Consider the following 21415-nt stretch of genomic DNA (forward strand, 5'->3'; position numbering starts at 1 on the left):
GCGCGCAAAAAACCGCCGAACCCTGAGGTTCGGCGGTCCTTTCTATTCCGATATGAGTTAGCTCGTAAACAAACGTCCGTTAGGAACTACTTGTTTCGATTGCGAAGCGCTAGACCAAGAGAGCTTCGCATGCGCGTTTCCACCGTTCTCTAGGAATTCCATCACGATGTCGTATTTCACGCCCCCGGTCAACGAGATCGTCGCGCTGAGTTCGCCGTTCATGGAAACCCAATTGTTGATCAATTGCTGGCCGTTAACCCATAGGCGAACTCCATCGTCGGTATCCGTATAGAAGGTATACGTTTCCGTATATTGAGGCTGTACTTTCCCTGTCCATCTGGCAGTGAACCATTCACCCGGTACATCCGGCGTAGGTCTGCCGCCGCCCCAATCGAAGTCTATGGTCGCATCGGTTTGCGTTAAAGCCAAAGTTCCGAAATTGCCGGAGTAATATTGACCGATGATCCCGTTCGTAGGAGAGGACGCCGCATTCGTCGTTACGCTAAGCGCGCTGCTTGCCGCCGATACGTTATTGGCAGCGTCTTTGGCTTTAACCGTAAACGAGTACGCGGTGCTAGCGGATAAACCGTTGACCGTAAAGGTCGTCGCTCCGGTTGTGGAGCCGGCAAGCGTGCTGCCGTTGTAAATGTCGTAACCCGTAACGCCTACGTTATCCGTCGATGCCGTCCAAGATAGATTAACGCTCGTGCTTGTTTTCGACGGTGAAGAAAGTCCGGTTGGCGCGGTCGGCGCTTGAGTGTCCGTGCTCGCGTTCGTCGTCACGTTGAGAGAGTTGCTCGCGGCCGAAGCATTGCTTGCCGCATCCTTCGCCTTAACCGTGAACGTATAGGCGGTATTCGCGGTTAACCCGCTCACGGTGAAAGTCGTAGCTCCGGTTGTGGAACCGGCCAACGTGCTTCCATTGTAAACATCATAACCGGTTACGCCGACATTGTCCGTCGATGCCGTCCAAGATAGATTAACGCTATTGGCCGTCTTGGAAGGCGAAGTCAGATTCGCCGGAGCTGTCGGCGCTTGCGTGTCACCGCCGCTTCCGCCCGCTAGATTAACATCGCAGTGCTTATATTGGCCTGCGGCAGGGTCGCTACCGAACGAATTATTGGAGCACATAACGGAATTGGTATAGTTTCCGTACACGTAGCTACCCGTTACTCCATATCGCACTTGTTTCGTACCGCTGAAAGAACATAAGTTATTTTCGCCCGCGCAGAGCGTCCAGTTCGCAGCCGGATCCGTCGTCACCGACAACGAATTGCTCGCCGCCGATAAATTATTCGAAGCATCCTTAGCTTTGACCGTGTAGGTAAACGTCGTGTTTGCCGACAAGCCCGTAAGCGTGGTGGACGTCGCGCTAGCTCCCGTCGTCGTGCCTGCCAACGTTGATCCGTTATAGATGTTATAACCGATTACGCCTACGTTGTCCGTGGAAGCCGACCAGGACAAGCTGACGCTCGTGTCCGTCTTCGCCGGCGAGGTCAAGCCGGTCGGTGCCGTAGGCGCTTGAGTATCGCCCGCGTCCGTCGTTACGTTTAACGTGTTGCTTGCCGCGGATACGTTACCGGAAGCGTCTTTGGCCTTAACCGTAAAGCTGTATGCCGTGCTAGGCGTTAAGCCGGTAATCGTGAATGTTGTTGCGCCGGCTCCCGAAGTAGAGCCCGCCAACACGCCGCCTTTATAAACGTCGTAACCGATGACCGCTACGTTATCGGTCGAAGCCGTCCAAGACAGATCAACCGTCACGTTCGATTTCGTCGGAGCGGACAAGCTTGTCGGAGCGGTTGGCGCCGTCGTGTCCGGCGGTCCTGTAAATACCGTGATCGATTGTTCCTTGACGCTAGCGCGTCCTCCGTTATCCCAGACGCCTAGAATAACTTTGTAAGTGCCGGCTTTCTGGTAAGTGTACGTAGGGCTAGCGGTCGTAACCGGGATGCCCTCGCCAAGATCCCATAAGTTCTCGACGATCGTGCCGTTATCGGTCGACGTGTTCGTGAACGTTACCGGTTGGCCGAGTTGTACCGTGAGAGGACCCGTAAAATTCGCGACCGGTTTGGCATCGCCGAATCCGCGGCTCGTAAGCTGCGTGTTCGTGCCGTTGCCGCTTACCGTATTGCCGCTCCACTCCAAGTCCGCAGCCGAGGACGGATATTGGTCGATCGACGGCCCGCCGTTCCCGGTAATGGTGTTGTTAACGAAGCTCAGTTTATCGGTACCGGAAGCCGTCGTGATCTCGATCGCTTTACGGCCGTTGTTAATAATTTGGTTGCTGTCGAACACGATGTTTTTCGTGTCGCCGTGAATCCGTACCGCGTTGCCGTCATAACCCGGGTATGCCGCGGATGGATGGCCGGTCGCGCCGTTCTGCCATTTGTTCTTGTAGAAATATTGGTATTGCTCCGTGAATCCGGTTCCGGCTCCTTGGAGTTGCATCCCCCACATGACGATATTCTGGACCGTGTTATAGTTCCACAACTGATAACCGGTACCAGGCGACTGCTGCATGCCGACCTGCTGTCCGCCGTCTACCAGGTTGTTCGACGTAACTCCGTGGTCGACCATGACTTCCAAGCCCATATGTCCGACCGATCCGTCGTTAGCCATCACGATATTGTTGCGAACGGCTACGTATTTCGAACGCACCGCGCTTATCCAGTGATCGACGTTGTTGTTCTCGATGAGGGAATAGTCGGTGTTGGTATGCAGCTCGATACCAAGCCCTTCCATTTTCTTGCCCGTACCGGTGACCGTGTTGCCGCGGACGATAGCGTAGGCGCTATCGTCGTTGACGAAAATCCCGCCGCGCCCGGTATCCGCGATCGTATTGTTCTCGATCAGCGCATGGTTGGAGCCCCATCCTACGCGAACGCCTCCGCCCCAGTCGGAGTTGACGCCTGTGTTCGTTACGATATTATTAGAGATTTCGAGATAGGTTGATCCGATTCCGTACAACGCGAACGGACCGAATCCCGCCGAAGCGGCCAAATCCTTGACTCTCAGATTCCGCATTTTGTTGCCGGTGCCCGATTCGGACGTAATCGCGGACAGCAGCACTCCGCTGTTGTTGCCGTCGAGCGTCATATCGGATACTTCGGCATTCGATACGTTATGGAGATAGAAGAACATGGTCGAGCCTGAACCGGACGTCATTCTTACAGTAGTCAGGTCGCGACCTGCTCCCGCGATCTTGACGCCGGTTTTACCGTTTACGTTCGCGGATAAGTAATAAGTTCCCGATGGAATCAATACGGTATCGCCGTTCGCCGCCGAATTGACTGCGTTCTGAATGGCGGTTAAATCGTCCGTCGTATCGCTACCGCTCGCGCCGAAAGCGGTTACATTAATCGTTGCGGCAAAAGCCGTCGTTGCCGGAATAACCGGCAGCATAACCGATAAAGCGCACAAAATACTCAACACTCTCGTTTTAAGCTTTCCTGTTGTCTGGGTCTTTCTCGTCATCGTCATTGATCCCTCGCTTCATTTTTTTCTTCCCTTTCATCACTGCATGCCATGCCATGACTTGCGAATCAAAGATGATAAGCCGACGATCTTTTATCTCCTCCCCTCGTCCCTATACTGACACGTTTCATCGATTCCCGTACACTATCACAAATACGAAAATCATAAAATTTCACTGTTTTAAATACGAATTCCTGCTTCTTGTCAGCCATTTTCTCCTAACCGAAAGCCAGCATTGTATGTGTTTTTCCAAATTATATTTTCAAAAAAATTGACGTCACGGGAACTTCCGTGACGTCAATTTTATACGCGTTATGAGCCGATACCCGCCAACCTGCTATTCGTCTTCATCGATCAGGGGCATGCGTACGATATTCGGATCCGTGAAAATATCGAATTCGTCCCGGCTCGTGCTGGAAAATTCGGACACGACGGCTCCTTGCGGGCCGGCCTGGAACCAATGCTTCGTACCCGGAGCAATCGTGTATTGTTCGCCGGGATTCAGCACGACTTCCCGGAACACCGTATAGTAATGTCTGCTTCGTTCGGGAATGACGGCTTGAATGTCTTCCGCGCTGTTCTCCGGGCCATCCGGCAAGCTATCCAAATACAAGAAAACTTGGCCGGTACGGCAACGAAAAGTTTCCATCTTGCCGGGGTCGCCGCCGACCGGCGGATGCAGATGCTCCGGACAAGTCTGTCTAGGAAATAAAATGAGATCTTTGGCGCAATAGCGATCGGTATTGATATAAGTGATCAATTCCAGTCCTTGTTCCTCTAAGTCGTCCAGCCCGAAGCCGGCGACTTCGATTCCTGCGCGCTCTTCGGCCGTTAATACGATTCCCGCTTCCCCGAGCATTCTCTCCGCCCGAGCTTGAACGATTCGTATTTCGCTTCGTTTCAATGCCATGAATGTTCACTCCCCTTCCCGATAATCATTGCTTTAGCGCTCCCACAATCCATCCTCCGAACGCTTCGAGAACTCCGCGGCAACGTTCGGGTGAACGTTGCGTTGCTCCCATCCGCCTTCTATTCTGCGTTGTATTTCATCCCAAGGCCTGATTCCGCTGACCGCATCCGCTCGCTCGGCATTGCAAGCCCCGACGCCGACCGCCGCTAATAATGCCCGTTCGATAGGCTCCTCCTGGGCGAAGCTGGCCAGTAACCCGGCAATCGTGCAATCCCCCGCGCCCGTCGTGCCCGCCACCCGTACTTGGAAGCAAGGCGCGACCAGCTCGCGGCCGGTCCAAGAGACGATCGTCTCTTCCGAGCTCGCCCATCCATTCATCGCTCTTAACCGTTCGGGGTTCGGAGACGTTCTTACGTACAAACCGTATTCGCCTAGCTTTATTCCAACAATAGCAACGCCCATGTTCAGAAGCTCGTCGGATATGGACGTCAGAATCTCGGATGTCACTTGCGGTAACAGATCCTCCGAGCCTTGTCTTTCCATCATATCCGCATACAGATTCGGATTAAGCATATAGAGGATCTCTTCGAAGCTTGGCAGGAACAGATCCACGTAAGGCAGCGCCCGCTTGAGTATCAAGCGCCAATCCGCTCGACCGGCCGGTGAAGCAGGATCGGGCTTCGCCATATCAAGGGACGCGATCATGCCCTCCGCCTTAACCCCGGCAAGAAGACGAACGAGTCCTTCCCCGTCATTCTCGTACATGGCGCGCATAAGCGGCGGGTATCCGAAATGAAAGATTTTCGCTCCCGTCGCGGACAGCCCCGAGAAATCTTGCGCGGTCAACGTATCGTTCGTCCCCGTGCAATGAAGGAAAATCCGATCGACTCCCGGCGGATTAATGACTATCGTGTAAGAGGTCTGCTCGCCCTTGGCGACGATCATCCCATCCGCGATTTCGGGAGAATGCCTGCTCAGCAGATCGACTATCGCGCCACCGAAGAGATCGTCGCCTACTTTGCCCATCAATTTGACCGGCAAACCAAGCCGATGCAAAGCGAGTCCCGTATTGGATACCGCTCCTCCCGTGGCAAGCATGGCGGGACCGACATCCACCAATTTGCCCGGTACTAGAAATTCGGAGCGGACTGCTGGTTGGACGCGAATGTCCGGTATAATATCCAAGCAAATATGCCCTGCGACGACGATCGGCAGCGCCCGTTCGTTCATGTGCATTTCCTCCATGGCGACTCCGTTGTGTTTCCAACGAACATTTATGTCACTTATTTTGTATATAATATAGCATCACAATGTTGTAAAAGTCTATAAAATGTTGTTTTGTAACATCGAAAGCTGCCGAGGCTTTCTCGACAGCTTTCACTTTAGCAGATTTTTTCCCCTTCGAGGAACGAATTTGAGGCAATTAGAACCGCCGGGGCACGCTTATTTCTCTCCGCGAAGCGAACTTGAGGCAAATAGAACCGCCGGGGCATGCTTATTTCCATCTGCGGAGCGACTTTGAGGCAAATAGAACCGTCTGGCACGCTTATTTCCCTCCGCGAAGCGATTTGAGGCAAATAGTATCGCCAGGCACGCTTATTTCCCTCCGCGGATCGACTTTGAGGAAAATAGAACCGCCGGGCACGCTTATTTCCCTCCGTGGATCGACTTTGAGGCAAATAGTACCGCCCGGCGCGCTTATTTTACTCCGCGGAGCGACTTTGAGGCAAATAGAACTGCCGGGCACACGGTGAAGGTCAATACATTTTTGAAGCGCGTTCAAGATGTGAGCTGGTCATCATCCCTCTCGAACGCTCAATCTTCCGTTCGCTTCCGACAGCTCGATGAATACCGGACGCTCGTCCGGCGTATTGTTCGGCGCATGCAACGCCAACATGATTTTCCCTTCGAACGTGCGGAATATCATGCCATGGCCGCCGTCGTTCTCGAATATCGGAGCCGGTTCCTGAACCCATGGCCCGAGAATGTCCCCGGACTTCGATCGCGCTATTCCTTGGGCATACCGTCCCTGACGGAAGCTCGACCATAACAGCAGCAATTCGCCGTTATCGCACCCGTAAGCGTAAGGACCGTCCGTGACGTAGCCGGCACCGTTTTTGACCGAATCTACCCACTCCGCGTCTTGCGCCGAGAATAGCAATATCGGCTCTCCGACCGCCCGATCCAGCTCCGGCGACAGCCGCAAGGCGCATACGGTTCCGTTCTTGATTTGAACCCATTCATGGCAAAATACGATCCAAGGGGTTCCTTCCGCGTCGATCCACAAAGTCCCGTCCAAGCACTCCCAATCACGCGGAGTCACGGGACCGTCGCTATGCGGACGGAACGGTCCGAGCGGCCCGTCGGCCACGAGGATTTGCGTGCCTCTGCATACGCCATCCGCCTTGAAAGTGGCAAACATATAATATTTGCCTTTGTACTCGTGTACCTCCGGCGCCCAATAGTTCTTGTCCGACCAGAAGTCGCTATCCGGCCGGAAAGCCGGAAACGGTCCTTCCCATAACGTCAGATCCCGGCTTCGGTACGCATCGAATCCGATGCCCTTGGCTTTCCAAATATCGGGGTCCGTCGATCCGTATAAATAATAGCAGCCTTCGCTTTCCTGCTTGAGCACGAACGGGTCGCGCAACTGAATTTGACTCAGCGATAACATACGCCAATCGCTCCCTCCAATAAGATTTAAGCAAACGTCGGCAATACGACGCCCGGTGCCGATTCAACCTCGAATTGCCCTCCAACCAGCCTCAAGACCTCGTTGCCCGAAACCTGGAACGGAAGTTCCCGATCTTCCCATAACAACGCGCTTTCCAATGGGCGAACAGACATTCCGACAAGCTTGACCAGAGAGCCGAAGCGATCGGTTACGACCCGGACGCCGGCGGGAAAGCGGCATAACAGCCGACCGTCGCGATAGATCGAACATAACTCCCGCGTATTGTGAAGCTCATATTCGGATCCGTCGACTATGCGGCTATATGCCGTCTCGTCCGCCAGCTTCTCTCCATGGTCGAGCGTTTGCGGCAATAATCCGGTGAACCAAAGCTCGCCTTCCGGCGTCGGAAGAATCCCGCACATCCGTTCGATATAATCCAACATGCATAGAATCGCCGGCGAATAGGCTTCGGTATAACCTTCTTCGCCCGTCCAAGGACTAAGGCATTGGCCGAACCTGGTCATTCGCGATATCGCGGAAACGATCGGCTGCATGACCCAAGTCAGCTCGACGTATCTCCCGTGCTTTTCGAATGCGTGCGGAGCACGGATCAAGCTTAAGAAATTGACGGCGCCGCCCCATGTATTGTAAGTCGTGAACGGATCGAAGCGCGGATCGTCCATCGCGATGGACGTAAACGGGTATTTCGAGAAAAATTTGCGCGAATTCAATAGATAACGTTCGAGCGACGACGCGAAAAACCGATCATCGCCGACCTCGCAGGCAAGCACTCGCAGCAGGACGTCCGATTGAATCCGATTAAATCTTCCGTTGTTGTCCAGATCGTAGAAGAAGCCGTCGTCTTCGCTGAAGCAATGGGCGACCAGGCTTTCCAGCGTCTCGCCCGCCTTCTTCTTCCAAGCAATAGCCTCTTCCTCCAGCCCCAATTCGCTTGCCATTCGAGCTAAATATTCTCGACCGCAGTAAGCGCTTGCCGTCAAATCCGGAGCCAACAACGGCAGGATGGGGGAATGAGGATCGTATTGCTTCGGATCGTCCATATAAGGCGTATCCGGAACGTGCCAGAACCGCGGCGATAAGTCATGTCCGGTATCGAACGTACAGAACGCTTCCACGCAGCCCGTTCCGCGGGTATTGCGATACCGCGCCAGCCAGCCGTCGAAGCCGGCTAGCGATTCATACATTCGAAGAAGGAACTCGCGGTTGCGTCCGTTCATCGAATAATGGTTCCACGCGCTCCGCGCCGGCGGCGTAACCAACTGGATTTGCTTGAAGACGGGACCGTTCCCCGTCACCTTGTAAGGAAGCAATCCGTCCTCGCGCCGCAGCTCCGCGAACTGCTCGAAAGTCGATTGGGCGGTGTCGGGGCAGAAGCGCGACAAAATCTCCGCGTTGATCGTACCCGTGCTTTCAAGCCAGCAGCCGTGATAGACGCCGCCCTCCTGCAATACCGGCCTGCCTCGGGCGTCCGGCTTGACGCAATCGCCTAGCTTGCCGACGGCAGCGTAATAGACATCCTCCAGCTTACCGGGCGATGCCGCGAATTTAACGCCCGATCGAACGAACTCCGCATGAAGCTTCTTACCGGAATCCGTATCCCGCGAGCCCGCTCTGCCCATCGTATCCAAAGCTTGCAATCGCTCCAATAGGGTACTCATGTGCGCCGTGCTCCTTTGCCGATGAATTATCGATCGTATTCGGACGGGCTATAACCGGTAATCGATTTGAATACTTGGCTGAAATAAGTAGAGTTCTGAAAGCCGACTCTTTCGCTGATTTCATAGACCATGTATTTGCCAGTGCCGATCAATTCGATCGCTTTGCGAATCCGATATTTATTGAAATAGGTCACGAACGGTTCGCCGGTTACCCGTTTGAACAATTGGCTTAAGTAATTGCGGTTCACGTGGAGATTGGCCGCGATTTGTTCAAGCGAAATGTTCTCGTGATAGCACTTTTCGATATATTCCTTAATGACTTTATCCACTAAGGCATGACTCTTCTTACCGGCTTGATCGTCATTGATCTGACCGATCATCCGGGCAACCGAATCGTCCATCCATTCCAGCAATTGCCGGGTAGAACCGCATCTGTTCAATTGGAGCAGGAGATCCTCCAGAGCGGGTCCCGCCGTTTCTGCTTGCATGTCGGGGGTCAGCGAAGCCGTCCAGAACGCGCTTGCGATTCCCGAGCAAACTCCTTTGCATAGCGGAAGAGAAACGCTTCCGTTAATCAGCTCATTACGCAAGACCATCCAAAGATCGTTCGATTGCTGCCATTGCTTTTGGAAGACAGCGTCATGGAGATGCCGAACCGCATCCATCGAGACGGACTTCCCCGGCTCGGATTTATTGGACGCCTCATGCGCGTACACGCGATTCCACTCGTTCATTTCCGCGATTTCCACCGAGCTGCGGCTTTCCAAGTAGGAATCCATGAGCTGATGATAGCCGCTACGGACTGTTCCGAGCCCGGCAAGAACGGAGAGCTTCATATATTGAAGAATATTGTCCAGAATCGAAGCCGACATTTCCAGAATGATTTCCTGGGAATAATCAGACTCGGGATCCGCCAGAAAAATAACGACGAAATCCTGATCCGAATATTCCAGCACCTCGGCGGTCATCATCGGAGTCGCGCTCAAGGCCGAGCTAAGCATCTCTCGGATGATATTCCCCGTTCCGAAACGAAGCAGCTGCCAATCCCGTTCTTCTCTCCGCGCGGAAATATCCGGACGTACGAGGCTGAGGGTCAGAGCTTGAACGGTAGAAACCTCGGGCAAACCCATAAACGCGATCCGTTTGCCCGGTAGCTCGTCAGCCCGGTATCTGGTCGATATTAAATCCCGGAAAAAAGCATCCTTCATCGATCTCCGCACGATTTCCTGTTGCTGCAAATAACTGGCCAGCAGATCTTCGTGTTCTTGAGATTCGTTAAGCAGCTGCACGACTTCGCGCACGACGAACTCTATCTCCGCGATGCTAGGCGGCTTAAGAAGAAAGTGATGCACTCCGGAAGACACGGCTTTCCTCGCGTTCGCCAAATCGTCGTATCCGCTTAAGATCACGATCGGAACCGAGGGATCGATCGCGTGAATTTCTTCGGTTAATTGAAACCCGTCCATTACCGGCATATAGATATCGGTAATTACGAAATCCGGCCGAAGCTCGAGGAATTTATTCAGCCCCTCTAGACCGTCCGCTGCCGTTCCGACTATATTTACCCCCATATCCTGCCAGGGGATATGCTTGAGCAGTCCGTTAATGACATATTCGTCGTCATCCACCAAGAGAATCGAATTCATGGGAAAGGCTCCTTGTCAGTTGCTCCATTTCCTCCTCGTTGCGAATCAGCGGCAAATTCATGATTACTTGCGTGCCCCCATGCGCCCCTGATGCGATATGAACGCCGTATTTAGGACCGCAATAGAGATGGATACGGTCGATAACGTTGCGAATGCCTATTCCCGAAGCGGTCTGAATATCGAATCCGTCGGGCAATCCGCATCCGTTATCGGCGATCGTGACGATCAGCTGCTTACCCCCGATTTCATCCCGTTGCTCGATATCCACATGAACGACCGCATTGTCGTGCCGATTCTGAAAGCCGTGAATGACCGCATTTTCCAGGAAAGGCTGCAAAATGATTTTCGGAATGATGGCATCGAATAAATCGCTTTCCACGTTCTCGGCATATTCGGTGCTGAAATTTTGACGGTACTCTTGAATGGCCATATAACAACGGGCGTGAGCCAATTCATCTCTAACGGTAACGTACCACTTGTCGTTGCTGAGTCCGATGCGGAACAGCTTGGACAATTGCTGAACCATCAGACTGATCTCGTGAGCATTGTAATCCAACGCTCTCCAATGAATCAGATCCAAGGTATTGTACAGGAAATGCGGCTTGATCTGCGCGTGCAGCAGTTGGATTTCCGCTTCCCGGCGATCGCGATGCTCCTGATTCAGGCGTCCTATAAGCTCCTTCAAACGGTGCACCATCCGGTTGAAATGCGTTGTGAGATAGAGGTACTCCTGAATGCTCGACGCATTCATTCTTACGTTGAAATCCCCCTTCTCGATAGACCGCATCCCTTCTACTATGCCGTATATGGGAGAGGTCAGCCTTCTTGACACCCAGAAAGCGAGCGGAATGGACAATAGGATCAACGCGGACAACAATCCGACGATTAACGTGCGGATTTCCTTGCCGCTCTGCTTGAATACGTCTTTGGAAATCAATTGAAGGAGCATCCAATATTGCGAATTCGCGTCCGATTGAATAACGCTGTATTTCGTACCCGATACCGCGTTTACCATCTCGTCCGCGCGTTCAGGCACGGTTATGCCGGTGGGCAGCACCGAAGCGATATAGTTGCCTCCGGAGTCCAAGACTACGTAATAGTCCGGAACGTTCTCCGCCGATCCGTCCTTATCCAGAATTTCGAATAGCATCTTGTCGGGAATGTTAATCTTCACGATACCTAGAATTTCGCCGCGGTTGCCGATGATTTGGTGCACGTAGCTGATCATCCCGATTGACGAATGATCATGGGACGCGATCCAGTAGCCGTCCGACCGATCCATTCTTTCAAGCCATCCTTCCGCTTGCGCTTCTTTAATCGGATGCATGAATTGATCCTGAAAGGTCGGGTACCCGATAAGCCAATCGGTATACAGTTCAATCGAGTGCAGACCCGCCTTCACGGTAGCCAGCTTCTGAAATTCCTCGTACAATTGACGGCTCTTGAATACGAAATCATACTCGCTCTCCGGCTCGACGGACAGGTATTGCTGAACCATCGTGTTCGTCACCAGAAAACGGGCCGTATCCTGGATACCCGCCACGTAATTCGAAAGCTTCTGGGAAGTCTCGTCCAGAAGCTCTTTCTTGGCTAGCCGGATTTCGCGGTAGGCGATTTCCGAGTACGTTCCGTAATATACGACTCCGGAGATAAGCAGGAGAAGGCTATTGAATCCGACGAAGCAAAGCACCATCAGAGTGAAAAGCTTTGTCGGGTATTTGAATCGTTTGCGCATTTTGTCTATCCCTCTGAGTAAACAATTGTCGTACAACCATTTTAACCTTTCAAGCCCGTCGTCGCGATCCCTTGGGTAAAGTATTTCTGTCCCAGGAAGAAGATGACGAGGCTAGGCACGATGGATAAGACCGACATAGCGAATACCGCGCCCCAATTGGAGCTGCCGCTGGAATCCAAGAATAGGCGCAAGCCGAGAGGAACCGTGAATTTCTTGATGTCGCTCAGATAGATCAATTGCCCGAAGAAATCGTCCCATGTACCCATGAACGTGAAGATCGCGGCCGTTATTAACGCGGGCAGGCTGAGAGGCATGATAATGCGGAAATACAGCGTAAACCAGCCGCAGCCGTCGATCTTCGCGCTTTCGTCCAATTCCTTGGGAATTCCGCGTATGAATTGAACGATCAGGAAGACGAAGAAGGCGTCGCCGACGAATTTCGGGGTCATGAGCGGAAGGAACGTATCCACCCAACCGATCTTGTGGAACATGATGTATTGCGGGATCAACGTCACGTGTCCCGGAAGCATGATCGTACCCAGCATGAGCGCGAAGAACAGATTTTTCAAAGGGAAGTTGATTCTTGCGAACGAGAAGGCCGCCATGGACGAACTGAGAACCGTCCCGATGACTGCCACTACGCAAAGAATGAGGGAATTCAAGAAGAACCGGCCGAACTGAATGTTGCGCAAGCCGAACCAACCTTCCGAATAATGCTCGAACGTAATCGAAGAAGGCCATAATCCTTTGGAAGTGAAAATTTCCGTCGTCGGCTTGACCGAGGCGCTAAGCAGCCAAAATACCGGATAGAGCATAAGAAGCCCGAACCCTAGCACCAGCGCATGGAAGAAGAACGATCTGATCTGTCGATGGATGGCCATCCCTCAATCCCTCCCGTCCGAATAGTACACCCAGTAGCGGGATGTCAGGAACAGCACGCCGGTAAAGGCGGCAATTATGATCAGCAGCAGCCAAGCCATCGCGGAAGCGTAGCCCATGTCCAGGAACGTAAAGCCTTTGATATACAAATATAAGGAATAGAGTAGCGTTGAATTGATCGGTCCGCCCGAACCGCCGCTAATGATGAAAGCTTTGGTAAACGTTTGAAACGACTGAATCAACGTAATTGTCAAATTAAAGAAGATGACGGGCGTAAGCAGCGGCAGCGTGATCCGCGCGAATTTCCGAAAAATACTGGCTCCGTCTACGGTCGCCGCTTCGTAGAGCTCTTGGGGGATTTGCTTGAGTCCGGCCAGGAATATGATCATAACCGACCCGAACTGCCATACCGATAATCCGATCAACGAGAAGATCGCATAGTGAGGATCGGCGATCCAGTTGGGACCATCGATTCCCAGCAGGCTTAAGCCTTGGTTATACAGTCCTTCCTTGTCGAACACCTGCTTCCACAGGACGGATATGGCCACGCTTCCTCCCAGCAAGGAAGGAATGTAATAGATGGTGCGATATAAGCCGAGGAATTTCATTCCTTGATTAAGCAGCATGGCCAGTCCAAGCGCGAAGGCCAATCGGAAAGGAACCGACAGCAGCACGTATTTGAACGTGACTTTAATAGAATCGCCGAGACGATAATCGTCCGTAAACATGGTTTTATAATTGTCGAAGCCTATCCATTGTGGCGCGGATAGCAAGTCGTATCTCGTAAAGGATAAATACAGAGATGCGATAATCGGACTTAAGTATAGAAAGATGAAACCGATAAACCATGGCAACAGAAACAAATACCCGGCCGCATAGGTTTTGTATTTCTGCATAATTAGCTCCCCTATCCTTGGGAAAAGGGAGCCGCAAGGGCTCCCCGATATCCCGTTATTTCATGATGATATGACTTATTGCGCTTTAGCTTTGGCGAGCAATTTATCCGTTTCGGTCATGAATTCGTCGACGGAGGACTCGATCGAATTGGCGTTGAACGCGATTTTCTCGCTCGTTAGCTGCAACAGCTTCGTGAATTCGTTATCCAATGGAAATTGTTGATAATCCACGGCCGGAGCCGTGTTGCTAACCAATGAAATGTAATCGTAAAGAACCTTGTCTACCGGCGTGGATTGCGCGGCTAATACATCGCGAATCTTGGCCGCCGGAGGAACTCCTCTAGTGCTGCCGAGGATAACTCCGGCTTCTGGATCGTTCACCATGAAGTCGATGAATTTAGCCACCATCTCCGGATGTTTGGTACCCTCGTAAGAGGTAATGAATTGTCCGGAGATCGGCGGAATCATTCCGCTTCCTGCCGGGCCGTTCGGATACACCGTCAAGCCCAATTGGTCCTGAGTCAACTCTTGGAAACCGAAGATCTGGGAGGCCGACGCGCTCTGAATGGCTACCTCTCCCTTAACGACTAGAGATTTGTCTACGGCAGTCGGAGGACTGGCGACTTGCACGTCGGCAGGTACGATCGCCCCCGCTTTGCGTAGCTCATCCCACATCGAGAACCAGTCGATCATCTCTTGCTTGTCGAAATGGCGCTCTCCGTCGCGATAGAGCTCCTTGCCCACGCTTCCCAGATAGGAACCTAACGAAGCCGCATCGCTGGACAAATCATACGATCCGTAGTGGCCTTTGCCCAATTTCTCCGCGATTTGAATGACGTCCGCTTTGAAATCGTCGTAAGTCCAATTTTCATTCGGAACCGGCAGGCCCGCTTTCTCGAACATACTGGCGTTATACATCAACGTTGTCGAGCTTACGCCTAGCGTCACGCCGTACAGTTTGTCGTTGAATGTAGCCGCTTTCACCAAGCCTCCGTTGAAATCGTCCACATGAAGGATGTCGCCTACGTACGGAGTCAGATCGAGCAACGCGTTTTTGTCTACGTATTCTTTAATGTTGCCGCCTAGTTGGATCAAGTCGGGTGCGTTGCCCGCGGCAATCTGCGTGTTCAGCTTATCCAAGTATCCGTCGAACCCGGAATATTCGCCCGTGATTTTAACGCCCGGATTTTTCTGTTCGAACAGCTCGATAACCTTAAGCGTTTTCTCGTGTCTTTCATCCGCGCCCCACCAAGACATGCGAAGCTCGATTTCCTTGCCGTCGTCAGTCGTCGCCTCGCCGGTAGCTTGCGATGCCGCTCCTTCTTTGTCCGGTTCATTCGAGGCGCCGTTGGAACAGGCCGCTAAAAACAAAACCAGGGTAAGCATGTACATCGCAATAGTTTTTTTCTTCAACATATAACTAACCCTCCTTGAAGTTTGACTGCTTTTTCATTGTAGATGAGGGGAGAGGGGATGGACATAAACAAAAGTAAGGGAAACGTTAACAAAAGTCAGGAGTTGATCGTTACGTATTATGAGCTTCGGCAACGCAAAAACCCCCTTTTCCGCTTGAAGGAGCGAAAAAGAGGGCTAAATGATTCTATTATAATGGACCGATATATCCCGATTAGCGGTGAAATTTCACCAGATCTTTTACTTTAACCGGCATGCCCGTACGAATGGAACGGTTAGCAGCGATTCCGGTCAAGATAGACCTAGCCCCGTCGATATGGTTCGCCGCGCGTTTGAACGGATCGTCGACAGGCGTTCCGAAAATGTCGTTCAAAAGAACCGGATCCCCGCCGCCATGACCGCCTTCGCCTTCCTCCAGTTCAATCTCGACCGGAGGCTCCCACATCGGGAAGAGGACGATGCGCTTATCCTTTAGCGCGCCTTCCAATGCTTTATCGCCGCCGGAATTGACGTAAGATTGTTCCACGATCGTCATTTCCAAGCGTCCTTTCGTCCCGTTGAAAGCGATACGATAGCCTTCCCATGGCATATAGGCGTTCAGGGAATAAGTCAGGATCGCCTTGTTCCGATACTTTACGATTACGCCCATCGTATCCTCGATGCTGATTCCGTCGCCGAATACGCTCTGATCGCGTCTATAGCCATCCTCGTGCTCGGCATCCAGATACATCGCCTTCAAGTGTTCGTTCTCGTCCAGGTGCAGAGCGAACGGATCTTCTTTCGCGAGCGGATTGCCCGTCGCCCGTTCGTAGAAGTTCGTTACTCCGCGTTGCTCCGCGTTCTCTTTCCCGTAATAGAGCAGGTCTCCGTAAGCGAACACCTCTTCGGGCTGCGAGCCGATCCAGTAATTCACCAGATCGAAATGATGCGTCGACTTGTGCACGAGAAGACCGCCGCCGTTGCGTTTGTCCCGATGCCATCTGCGGAAATAATCGGCTCCGTGCATCGTATTGAGCAGCCACTCGAAGTGGACGGAGGTGACCTGGCCGATCGCTCCCTGCATAATCAATTCCCTGGCTTTCGTATGATGCGGCGCATAGCGATAGTTAAATGTCACCCGAACCTCGCGACCGGTCCGTTCGACCGCATCCAGGATGTCCTGGCATTTGTTCTCGTCCACCGTCATCGGCTTCTCGGTGATGACGTCGCAGCCGAGCTCCATGGCGCGAATAATATAAATATGGTGCGTCCGGTCCATGCTGGTCACGATAACGGCGTCCGGCTTCTGCTCCTCGATCATCCGGTCGAATTCGTTCGCCTTGTAGGTAGCGACGCGAGGATATCCGTAATTTTCTTCCAATAGTTTATTCGCGTAATTCATTCGCGTTTGGTTCGTATCGCAAAAGGCGGTCAGCTCGGAGGTTTCCTTATATTGCGACGCGATGGCTCCGTAGAAGAACTCGGCTCTGCCCCCGGATCCTACAAGCACGTATTTCTTTCTGCTCATTTAAAATTCTCCGTTCGAATTGGAATTGGAAATTAGAATTATAGAATGACGCCGTCCTTAAATATAGCGATTTCCCGGAAGCCGTTCTGCTCCCCGTTCGTCCGTTCGACGCCCGACGATAAGGCGATAACGTAATCCATGAGCTCGACAGCCAGCATATCCATGCCGGTACCGTTCAGAAGCTTGCCCGCATCGAAATCGATCCAATGCTTTTTCTTCCGCGCGAGCTCGCTGTTGGTCGATAGCTTAACCGTAGGCACGGGACCGCCGAACGGCGTTCCGCGTCCGGTCGTGAACAGCACGATATGAGCTCCGGCGGCGGCCAACGCCGTCACCGAGACGAGATCGTTGCCGGGGCCCTGAATCAGGTTTAACCCCGGCTTCGTCGCTCTGACGCCATAAGGCAGAACATCCGTCACGCTGGCGTGCCCGCCCTTCTGCGTGCAGCCGAGCGACTTTTCTTCCAGCGTGGTGATTCCGCCGGCTTTGTTGCCCGGTGACGGATTCTCGTATATCTCCTGACCGTGGCGAATGAAATATTGCTTGAAGTCGTTAACCAGCTCCACGACTTTACCGAACACTTCCTCGTTCTCCGCGCGATTCATCAGAATCGTCTCGGCGCCGAACATTTCGGGAACCTCGGTGAGCAAAGCCATGCCGCCTTCCGCCGTCAAAGCGTCGGCCATTCTGCCGACAAGCGGGTTGGCCGTTATGCCGGAAAATCCATCGGACCCGCCGCATTTCAGCCCTAGCTTCAGCTTAGATAAGGAGATCGGTTTACGCGAGAATCGCTCCGCATAGTCGATCAGCTCTTCCAGCAACCGCATTCCCGTCTCTAGCTCGTCATCTTCTTCTTGAGCTTTCAAATAGCGGATCCGGTCATTGTCGCCGCCTAGCAATTCCTTCATCCCGTCGATTTGGTTATTCTCGCAACCCAAGCCTACGATGAGCACGCCGGCGGCGTTTCCATGCTCTGCCAACGACGCGAGCAATTGCCGGGTATGGCCGAGATCGTCGCCCAGCTGGGAACAACCGAAAGGATGGGCGAAGTGGTAGACTCCGTCGATTCCACGATTTCCGAAGCGATTCGAGGCCATCTTGGCCAGCAGCTCGCAGGTCTTGTTAATGCAGCCGACCGTATTCAGAATCCAGATCTCGTTGCGAATGCCGACTTCCCCGTTGTCTCTTTCGTATCCGAGAAAGGTTAACCCTTTCGGCTGCGCGGCGACGGGGTCGGCCGGTTCGTACCGATAGTCCAGCAACCCGCCGAGTCCCGTGCGCAGATTATGGGAATGAATCCAGCCGCCGGCCGGGATATCCGTCTGGGACAGCCCGATGGAATAACCGAACTTGCGTACGTGCCGACCTTGCGGAATCGGGCCAATAGCCAGCTTATGTCCCCTTGGCACGTCGCCGCTTACCTTTACTTCCGTTTCCTTCCCGGACGCGGATATACGAACGTATTCTCCATCGGCTAAGTCCCTAAGCGCGACTGCGACGTCGTCATCCGGGTGCAGAATTACTGTATCGCTCATCGGATCGTCTCCTCCCATTTCGTCATATGCTTAACGATTTCATCCACCAAGCCGGGAAGCAACGTTAAATCTTCTTCCCATATCGCCGTACTTCCCAAGATGGCTTTCACGCCGGCATTCAGCCCGTCGGCTTGCCCTTTTATCGCCGGCCCCCACGCTTCGCTAATCCATTCAAGCAGAGCCGGGTCGTCTCGGATCTGGAATAACGAACCGTCGGGTAACCGCGAATGCGGCGTTGCGACGGTAACGTCCGGACGATACAGCCTGAGCAGCGAAGCAAGCGATTCCGTTAATACGGGCGGTAATTGCCCCGTCCGTTCGATGTATGCCTTAAGCGACGGAAGCAGCCGTACTTTCCATTTAGACAAGCTGTTCATCGCGATATCCGCCAATTTGTGCTTAATGAACGGATTACGGAATCTTTCCAGCGTTTCGTTGGCGTACGCCGTCATTTCATTGCGGTCGAGCTGCAATACGGGCACGATTTCTTCGAACAAACCTCGTATGAATTTAGGCCCCCACGCCGGATGCTCGAGCGCTTCTCTAACTTCGCGAAGCCCGTTCACCAGCCCGATCGCGGCCATCATCGTATGAGTTCCGTTCAGAATACGGACTTTGCGCTGCTGGTAGGGAACCAAATCTTCTACCCAAGCTACGTTAAGTCCCGCCGACGCTAGCGGAAGTCGTTCCTCCAGCTCTCGTTCTCCCTGTATCGCCCAGAAATAATAAGGCTCCGAAGTCGTTAATAACGGATCGGCATAGCCCCATTCGGCGAATAACTCTTCCGCTTCATCCGTTGGGTATCCGGTTACGATGCGATCGACCAGCGTATTGAGAAACCGATTGGAATCGTTCACCCACTGCTTAAAGGCGTCAGGCAAGCTCCAATCGTCCGCATGCCGAAGCACCGTTTCCCGCAATCGTTCGCCGTTGCGTTCCAGCAGCTCGCATGGAAGATGAACGAGACCGCGAGAGGGATCCCCCGCGAATTTATTGTAACGGCGATAGAGGAACGCCGTCAGCTTGCCGGGGAAAGACGGGATGTCCGTCTCCGCATTCCATTCCGCGTACTGATAGGCAAGTCCTGCTTCCGTCGTATTGGAAATGACGAACTCCAGGTCCGGACCATCGGCGAGTTCCAGAAACGACTCCCATTCCGAGTAAGGGTCGATCATGCGGGAGAACACGCAGATCTGCTCCCTCTCCTCTACCCGCTTTCCTTCGCGAATTCCCCTAACGAGCAGCGAATAAACCCCTTGCTGCGCCTTCAATTGATCCAAATGCGGCTTACCCGAGGGGCGAGGCTGGGTTACCGCGACGCCGCCATTAAACAGCCCTTGTCGGTTACAGACATGAATCATCCAATCCGCGAAGCCTCGCAGAAAATTACCTTCGCCGACCTGCAGCACTTTGACGGGAAGCTCCTTCAGACGTTGAAATTGCGTCGCGTTGTCCGGCTGCAAGCTTTTCTCGCCGATTAGCGGCCATGCCGCGGCTTCCGTATTACCCTCCATCATTTCTCTTCCCGCTCCCTTCTCCATTAAAGCGGAAATAACGTTCCGCGTTGCGATAGCCGATATCTTGGACTATTCCGCCTAGCCAGCCCGGATCATTCGGGGCTTCGCCCCGCTCGACCCATTCTCCGAGCATGTTGCATAGAATTCTTCGGAAATACTCATGTCTCGTGAAGGATAGGAAGCTACGGGAATCCGTCAGCATTCCCACGAATCGGCTAAGCAGCCCCATATTAGCCAGCGAGGTCATCTGGGCGATCATCCCGTCTTTGGTGTCGTTGAACCACCAGGCGGATCCGAGCTGGATTTTGCCGGGAATGCCATCCCCTTGGAAGGAGCCGATAATCGATGCCAGTATATCGTTGTCGTTCGGATTCAACGAATACAAAATCGTACGCGGCAAAGCTCCCTCCCGGTCCCATGCGTTCAGCAGTCCGACGATCGCGTCGGCAAGCCGCCCGTCGCCGATCGAATCGAAGCCGGTGTCCGGTCCGAGCTTGGCGAACATACGGCCGTTATTGTTGCGGCGCGCATGGATGTGAAGCTGCATCGCCCAATCCCGCTCGGCGTACCAGCGTCCCAGCTGAAGCAAGGTTAACGTCTTATACTTGTTTTCCTCCTCCTTGCTCACCGACTGGCCGGACAAAGCTTTGGCGAAAATCGCGGCCGCCTCGGAATGGGTAGCAAGAGCGTAAGGCACTTCATCTAGTGCATGATCTGATATTCTGCAGCCACGTTCATGGAAGTAAGCGATTCTGGACTCAAGCGCTTTCAGCAAACCGTCATAATCGGCGATGTCCGACCCGATTGACGTCTCAAGGCGCTTAAGCCATGGAAGGAACGTTTCGCTTCGAAGATTAAGAGCTTTATCCGGGCGGAACGACGGTAATACCTTCGTATCGATCGTCTTGTCCCTTCCGATGAAATCATGGTGCTCAAGAGAATCGGCCGGGTCGTCCGTCGTACAGATAACGATTACATTATTCTTGTTGATCAACTCTCGCACGGAGAATCCATCCCCGTCAAATCGTACTTTCGTTTGGTCCCAAATCGCGCGTGCGTTGCTTTCCTGTATAATATCGTCTACGCCGAACAACCGGCGAAGCTCCAGATGCGACCAATGATATAGCGGATTGCCGACGGTAGCCGGAACCGTTCTCGTCCAAGCGAGGAAACGGTCGTAATCGCCTACGCCTTCTCCGCCCGTGACGTACTTCTCCTCGATGCCGTTCGTCCGCATCGCGCGCCATTTGTAGTGATCTCCGTATAGCCAAGCCTGGGTCAGATTAGAGAATCTCTTGTTCTCCGCGATCTCGCGGGGATCCAGATGGCAGTGATAGTCGATGATGGGCATCGTCGCGGCATAATCATGATACAGCCGGATCGCCGTGTCGTTCTGAAGCAAAAAATGCTCATCCATAAAAGGCTTCATGCGTTCGGCCCCTTCCTAGTAATCATTTCCTCCTTAATCATAGGACAATTTACGTTCCTTGTATTGGCCTTTTTTGCTATAATTACGGATTATATGATCTTTTTTGCCCTGAGGTGATCGC

Annotated in this window: 14 protein-coding genes; all 14 read right to left on the bottom strand. The window is 53.1% G+C overall.

The genetic code is table 11. The annotated features are described in order from the left end of the window. Window positions 1-57: 57 nt before the first annotated feature. Entirely contained in the window at window positions 58-3474 is a 3417-nt protein-coding gene (locus DFP95_RS29615; protein ID WP_181907366.1) for a fibronectin type III domain-containing protein, read from the bottom strand. Window positions 3475-3811: 337 nt separating this feature from the next. Next, a complete protein-coding gene (locus tag DFP95_RS11835) occupies window positions 3812-4384 on the bottom strand; it encodes a D-lyxose/D-mannose family sugar isomerase (RefSeq protein ID WP_115992820.1) in 573 nt (190 codons plus the stop codon). Between the two features lie 33 nt (window positions 4385-4417). Further along, complete coding sequence (locus DFP95_RS11840; RefSeq protein WP_181907367.1) at window positions 4418-5614, bottom strand: carbohydrate kinase family protein; 1197 nt, start codon at window positions 5612-5614, stop codon at window positions 4418-4420. 568 nt (window positions 5615-6182) lie between these two features. Beyond that, the gene (locus tag DFP95_RS11845; protein WP_115992822.1) at window positions 6183-7058 is read right to left on the bottom strand and encodes a glycoside hydrolase family 43 protein; all 876 of its coding nucleotides are present in this window, start codon (window positions 7056-7058) and stop codon (window positions 6183-6185) included. A 26-nt stretch (window positions 7059-7084) separates the two neighbouring features. After that, entirely contained in the window at window positions 7085-8737 is a 1653-nt protein-coding gene (locus tag DFP95_RS11850) for an MGH1-like glycoside hydrolase domain-containing protein (RefSeq protein ID WP_115992823.1), read from the bottom strand. A gap of 26 nt (window positions 8738-8763) precedes the next feature. Continuing rightward, window positions 8764-10383 carry a response regulator transcription factor gene (locus tag DFP95_RS11855; RefSeq protein ID WP_115992824.1) on the bottom strand — a complete coding sequence of 540 codons (1620 nt, stop codon included), beginning with the start codon at window positions 10381-10383 and terminating at the stop codon, window positions 8764-8766. Next, entirely contained in the window at window positions 10358-12118 is a 1761-nt protein-coding gene (locus DFP95_RS11860; protein WP_115992825.1) for a sensor histidine kinase, read from the bottom strand. Before DFP95_RS11860 ends, DFP95_RS11855 begins: the two co-directional genes overlap by 26 nt. 41 nt (window positions 12119-12159) lie before the next feature. Beyond that, on the bottom strand, window positions 12160-12999 hold the full coding sequence (locus DFP95_RS11865; RefSeq protein WP_115992826.1) for a carbohydrate ABC transporter permease: 840 nt from the start codon (window positions 12997-12999) through the stop codon (window positions 12160-12162). A gap of 3 nt (window positions 13000-13002) precedes the next feature. Further along, entirely contained in the window at window positions 13003-13893 is an 891-nt protein-coding gene (locus DFP95_RS11870; RefSeq protein ID WP_115992827.1) for a carbohydrate ABC transporter permease, read from the bottom strand. A 75-nt stretch (window positions 13894-13968) separates the two neighbouring features. Continuing rightward, window positions 13969-15309, bottom strand: a complete 1341-nt coding sequence (locus DFP95_RS11875) for an ABC transporter substrate-binding protein (protein WP_115992828.1) — start codon at window positions 15307-15309, stop codon at window positions 13969-13971. A gap of 211 nt (window positions 15310-15520) precedes the next feature. After that, a complete protein-coding gene (locus DFP95_RS11880) occupies window positions 15521-16813 on the bottom strand; it encodes a Gfo/Idh/MocA family oxidoreductase (protein WP_115992829.1) in 1293 nt (430 codons plus the stop codon). A gap of 38 nt (window positions 16814-16851) precedes the next feature. Next, entirely contained in the window at window positions 16852-18348 is a 1497-nt protein-coding gene (locus DFP95_RS11885; protein ID WP_115992830.1) for a UxaA family hydrolase, read from the bottom strand. Then, entirely contained in the window at window positions 18345-19865 is a 1521-nt protein-coding gene (locus tag DFP95_RS11890; protein ID WP_181907368.1) for a tagaturonate reductase, read from the bottom strand. Before DFP95_RS11890 ends, DFP95_RS11885 begins: the two co-directional genes overlap by 4 nt. Next, window positions 19852-21294: a glucuronate isomerase gene (gene uxaC / locus DFP95_RS11895; RefSeq protein WP_115992832.1), complete on the bottom strand. Its 1443-nt coding sequence runs from the start codon at window positions 21292-21294 to the stop codon at window positions 19852-19854. Before uxaC ends, DFP95_RS11890 begins: the two co-directional genes overlap by 14 nt. Between the last annotated feature and the right edge of the window lie 121 nt (window positions 21295-21415).

It is taken from the genome of Cohnella lupini, assembly GCF_003386205.1.
In the GTDB taxonomy this organism is placed as follows: Bacteria; Bacillota; Bacilli; order Paenibacillales; family Paenibacillaceae; genus Cohnella; species Cohnella lupini.

Coding starts and splice junctions, on each gene's coding strand:
- DFP95_RS29615 (WP_181907366.1), bottom strand. CDS start 3,474: ATGACGAGAAAGACCCAGACAACAGGAAAGCTTAAAACGAGAGTGTTG.
- DFP95_RS11835 (WP_115992820.1), bottom strand. CDS start 4,384: ATGGCATTGAAACGAAGCGAAATACGAATCGTTCAAGCTCGGGCGGAG.
- DFP95_RS11840 (WP_181907367.1), bottom strand. CDS start 5,614: ATGAACGAACGGGCGCTGCCGATCGTCGTCGCAGGGCATATTTGCTTG.
- DFP95_RS11845 (WP_115992822.1), bottom strand. CDS start 7,058: ATGTTATCGCTGAGTCAAATTCAGTTGCGCGACCCGTTCGTGCTCAAG.
- DFP95_RS11850 (WP_115992823.1), bottom strand. CDS start 8,737: ATGAGTACCCTATTGGAGCGATTGCAAGCTTTGGATACGATGGGCAGA.
- DFP95_RS11855 (WP_115992824.1), bottom strand. CDS start 10,383: ATGAATTCGATTCTCTTGGTGGATGACGACGAATATGTCATTAACGGA.
- DFP95_RS11860 (WP_115992825.1), bottom strand. CDS start 12,118: ATGCGCAAACGATTCAAATACCCGACAAAGCTTTTCACTCTGATGGTG.
- DFP95_RS11865 (WP_115992826.1), bottom strand. CDS start 12,999: ATGGCCATCCATCGACAGATCAGATCGTTCTTCTTCCATGCGCTGGTG.
- DFP95_RS11870 (WP_115992827.1), bottom strand. CDS start 13,893: ATGCAGAAATACAAAACCTATGCGGCCGGGTATTTGTTTCTGTTGCCA.
- DFP95_RS11875 (WP_115992828.1), bottom strand. CDS start 15,309: ATGTTGAAGAAAAAAACTATTGCGATGTACATGCTTACCCTGGTTTTG.
- DFP95_RS11880 (WP_115992829.1), bottom strand. CDS start 16,813: ATGAGCAGAAAGAAATACGTGCTTGTAGGATCCGGGGGCAGAGCCGAG.
- DFP95_RS11885 (WP_115992830.1), bottom strand. CDS start 18,348: ATGAGCGATACAGTAATTCTGCACCCGGATGACGACGTCGCAGTCGCG.
- DFP95_RS11890 (WP_181907368.1), bottom strand. CDS start 19,865: ATGATGGAGGGTAATACGGAAGCCGCGGCATGGCCGCTAATCGGCGAG.
- uxaC (WP_115992832.1), bottom strand. CDS start 21,294: ATGAAGCCTTTTATGGATGAGCATTTTTTGCTTCAGAACGACACGGCG.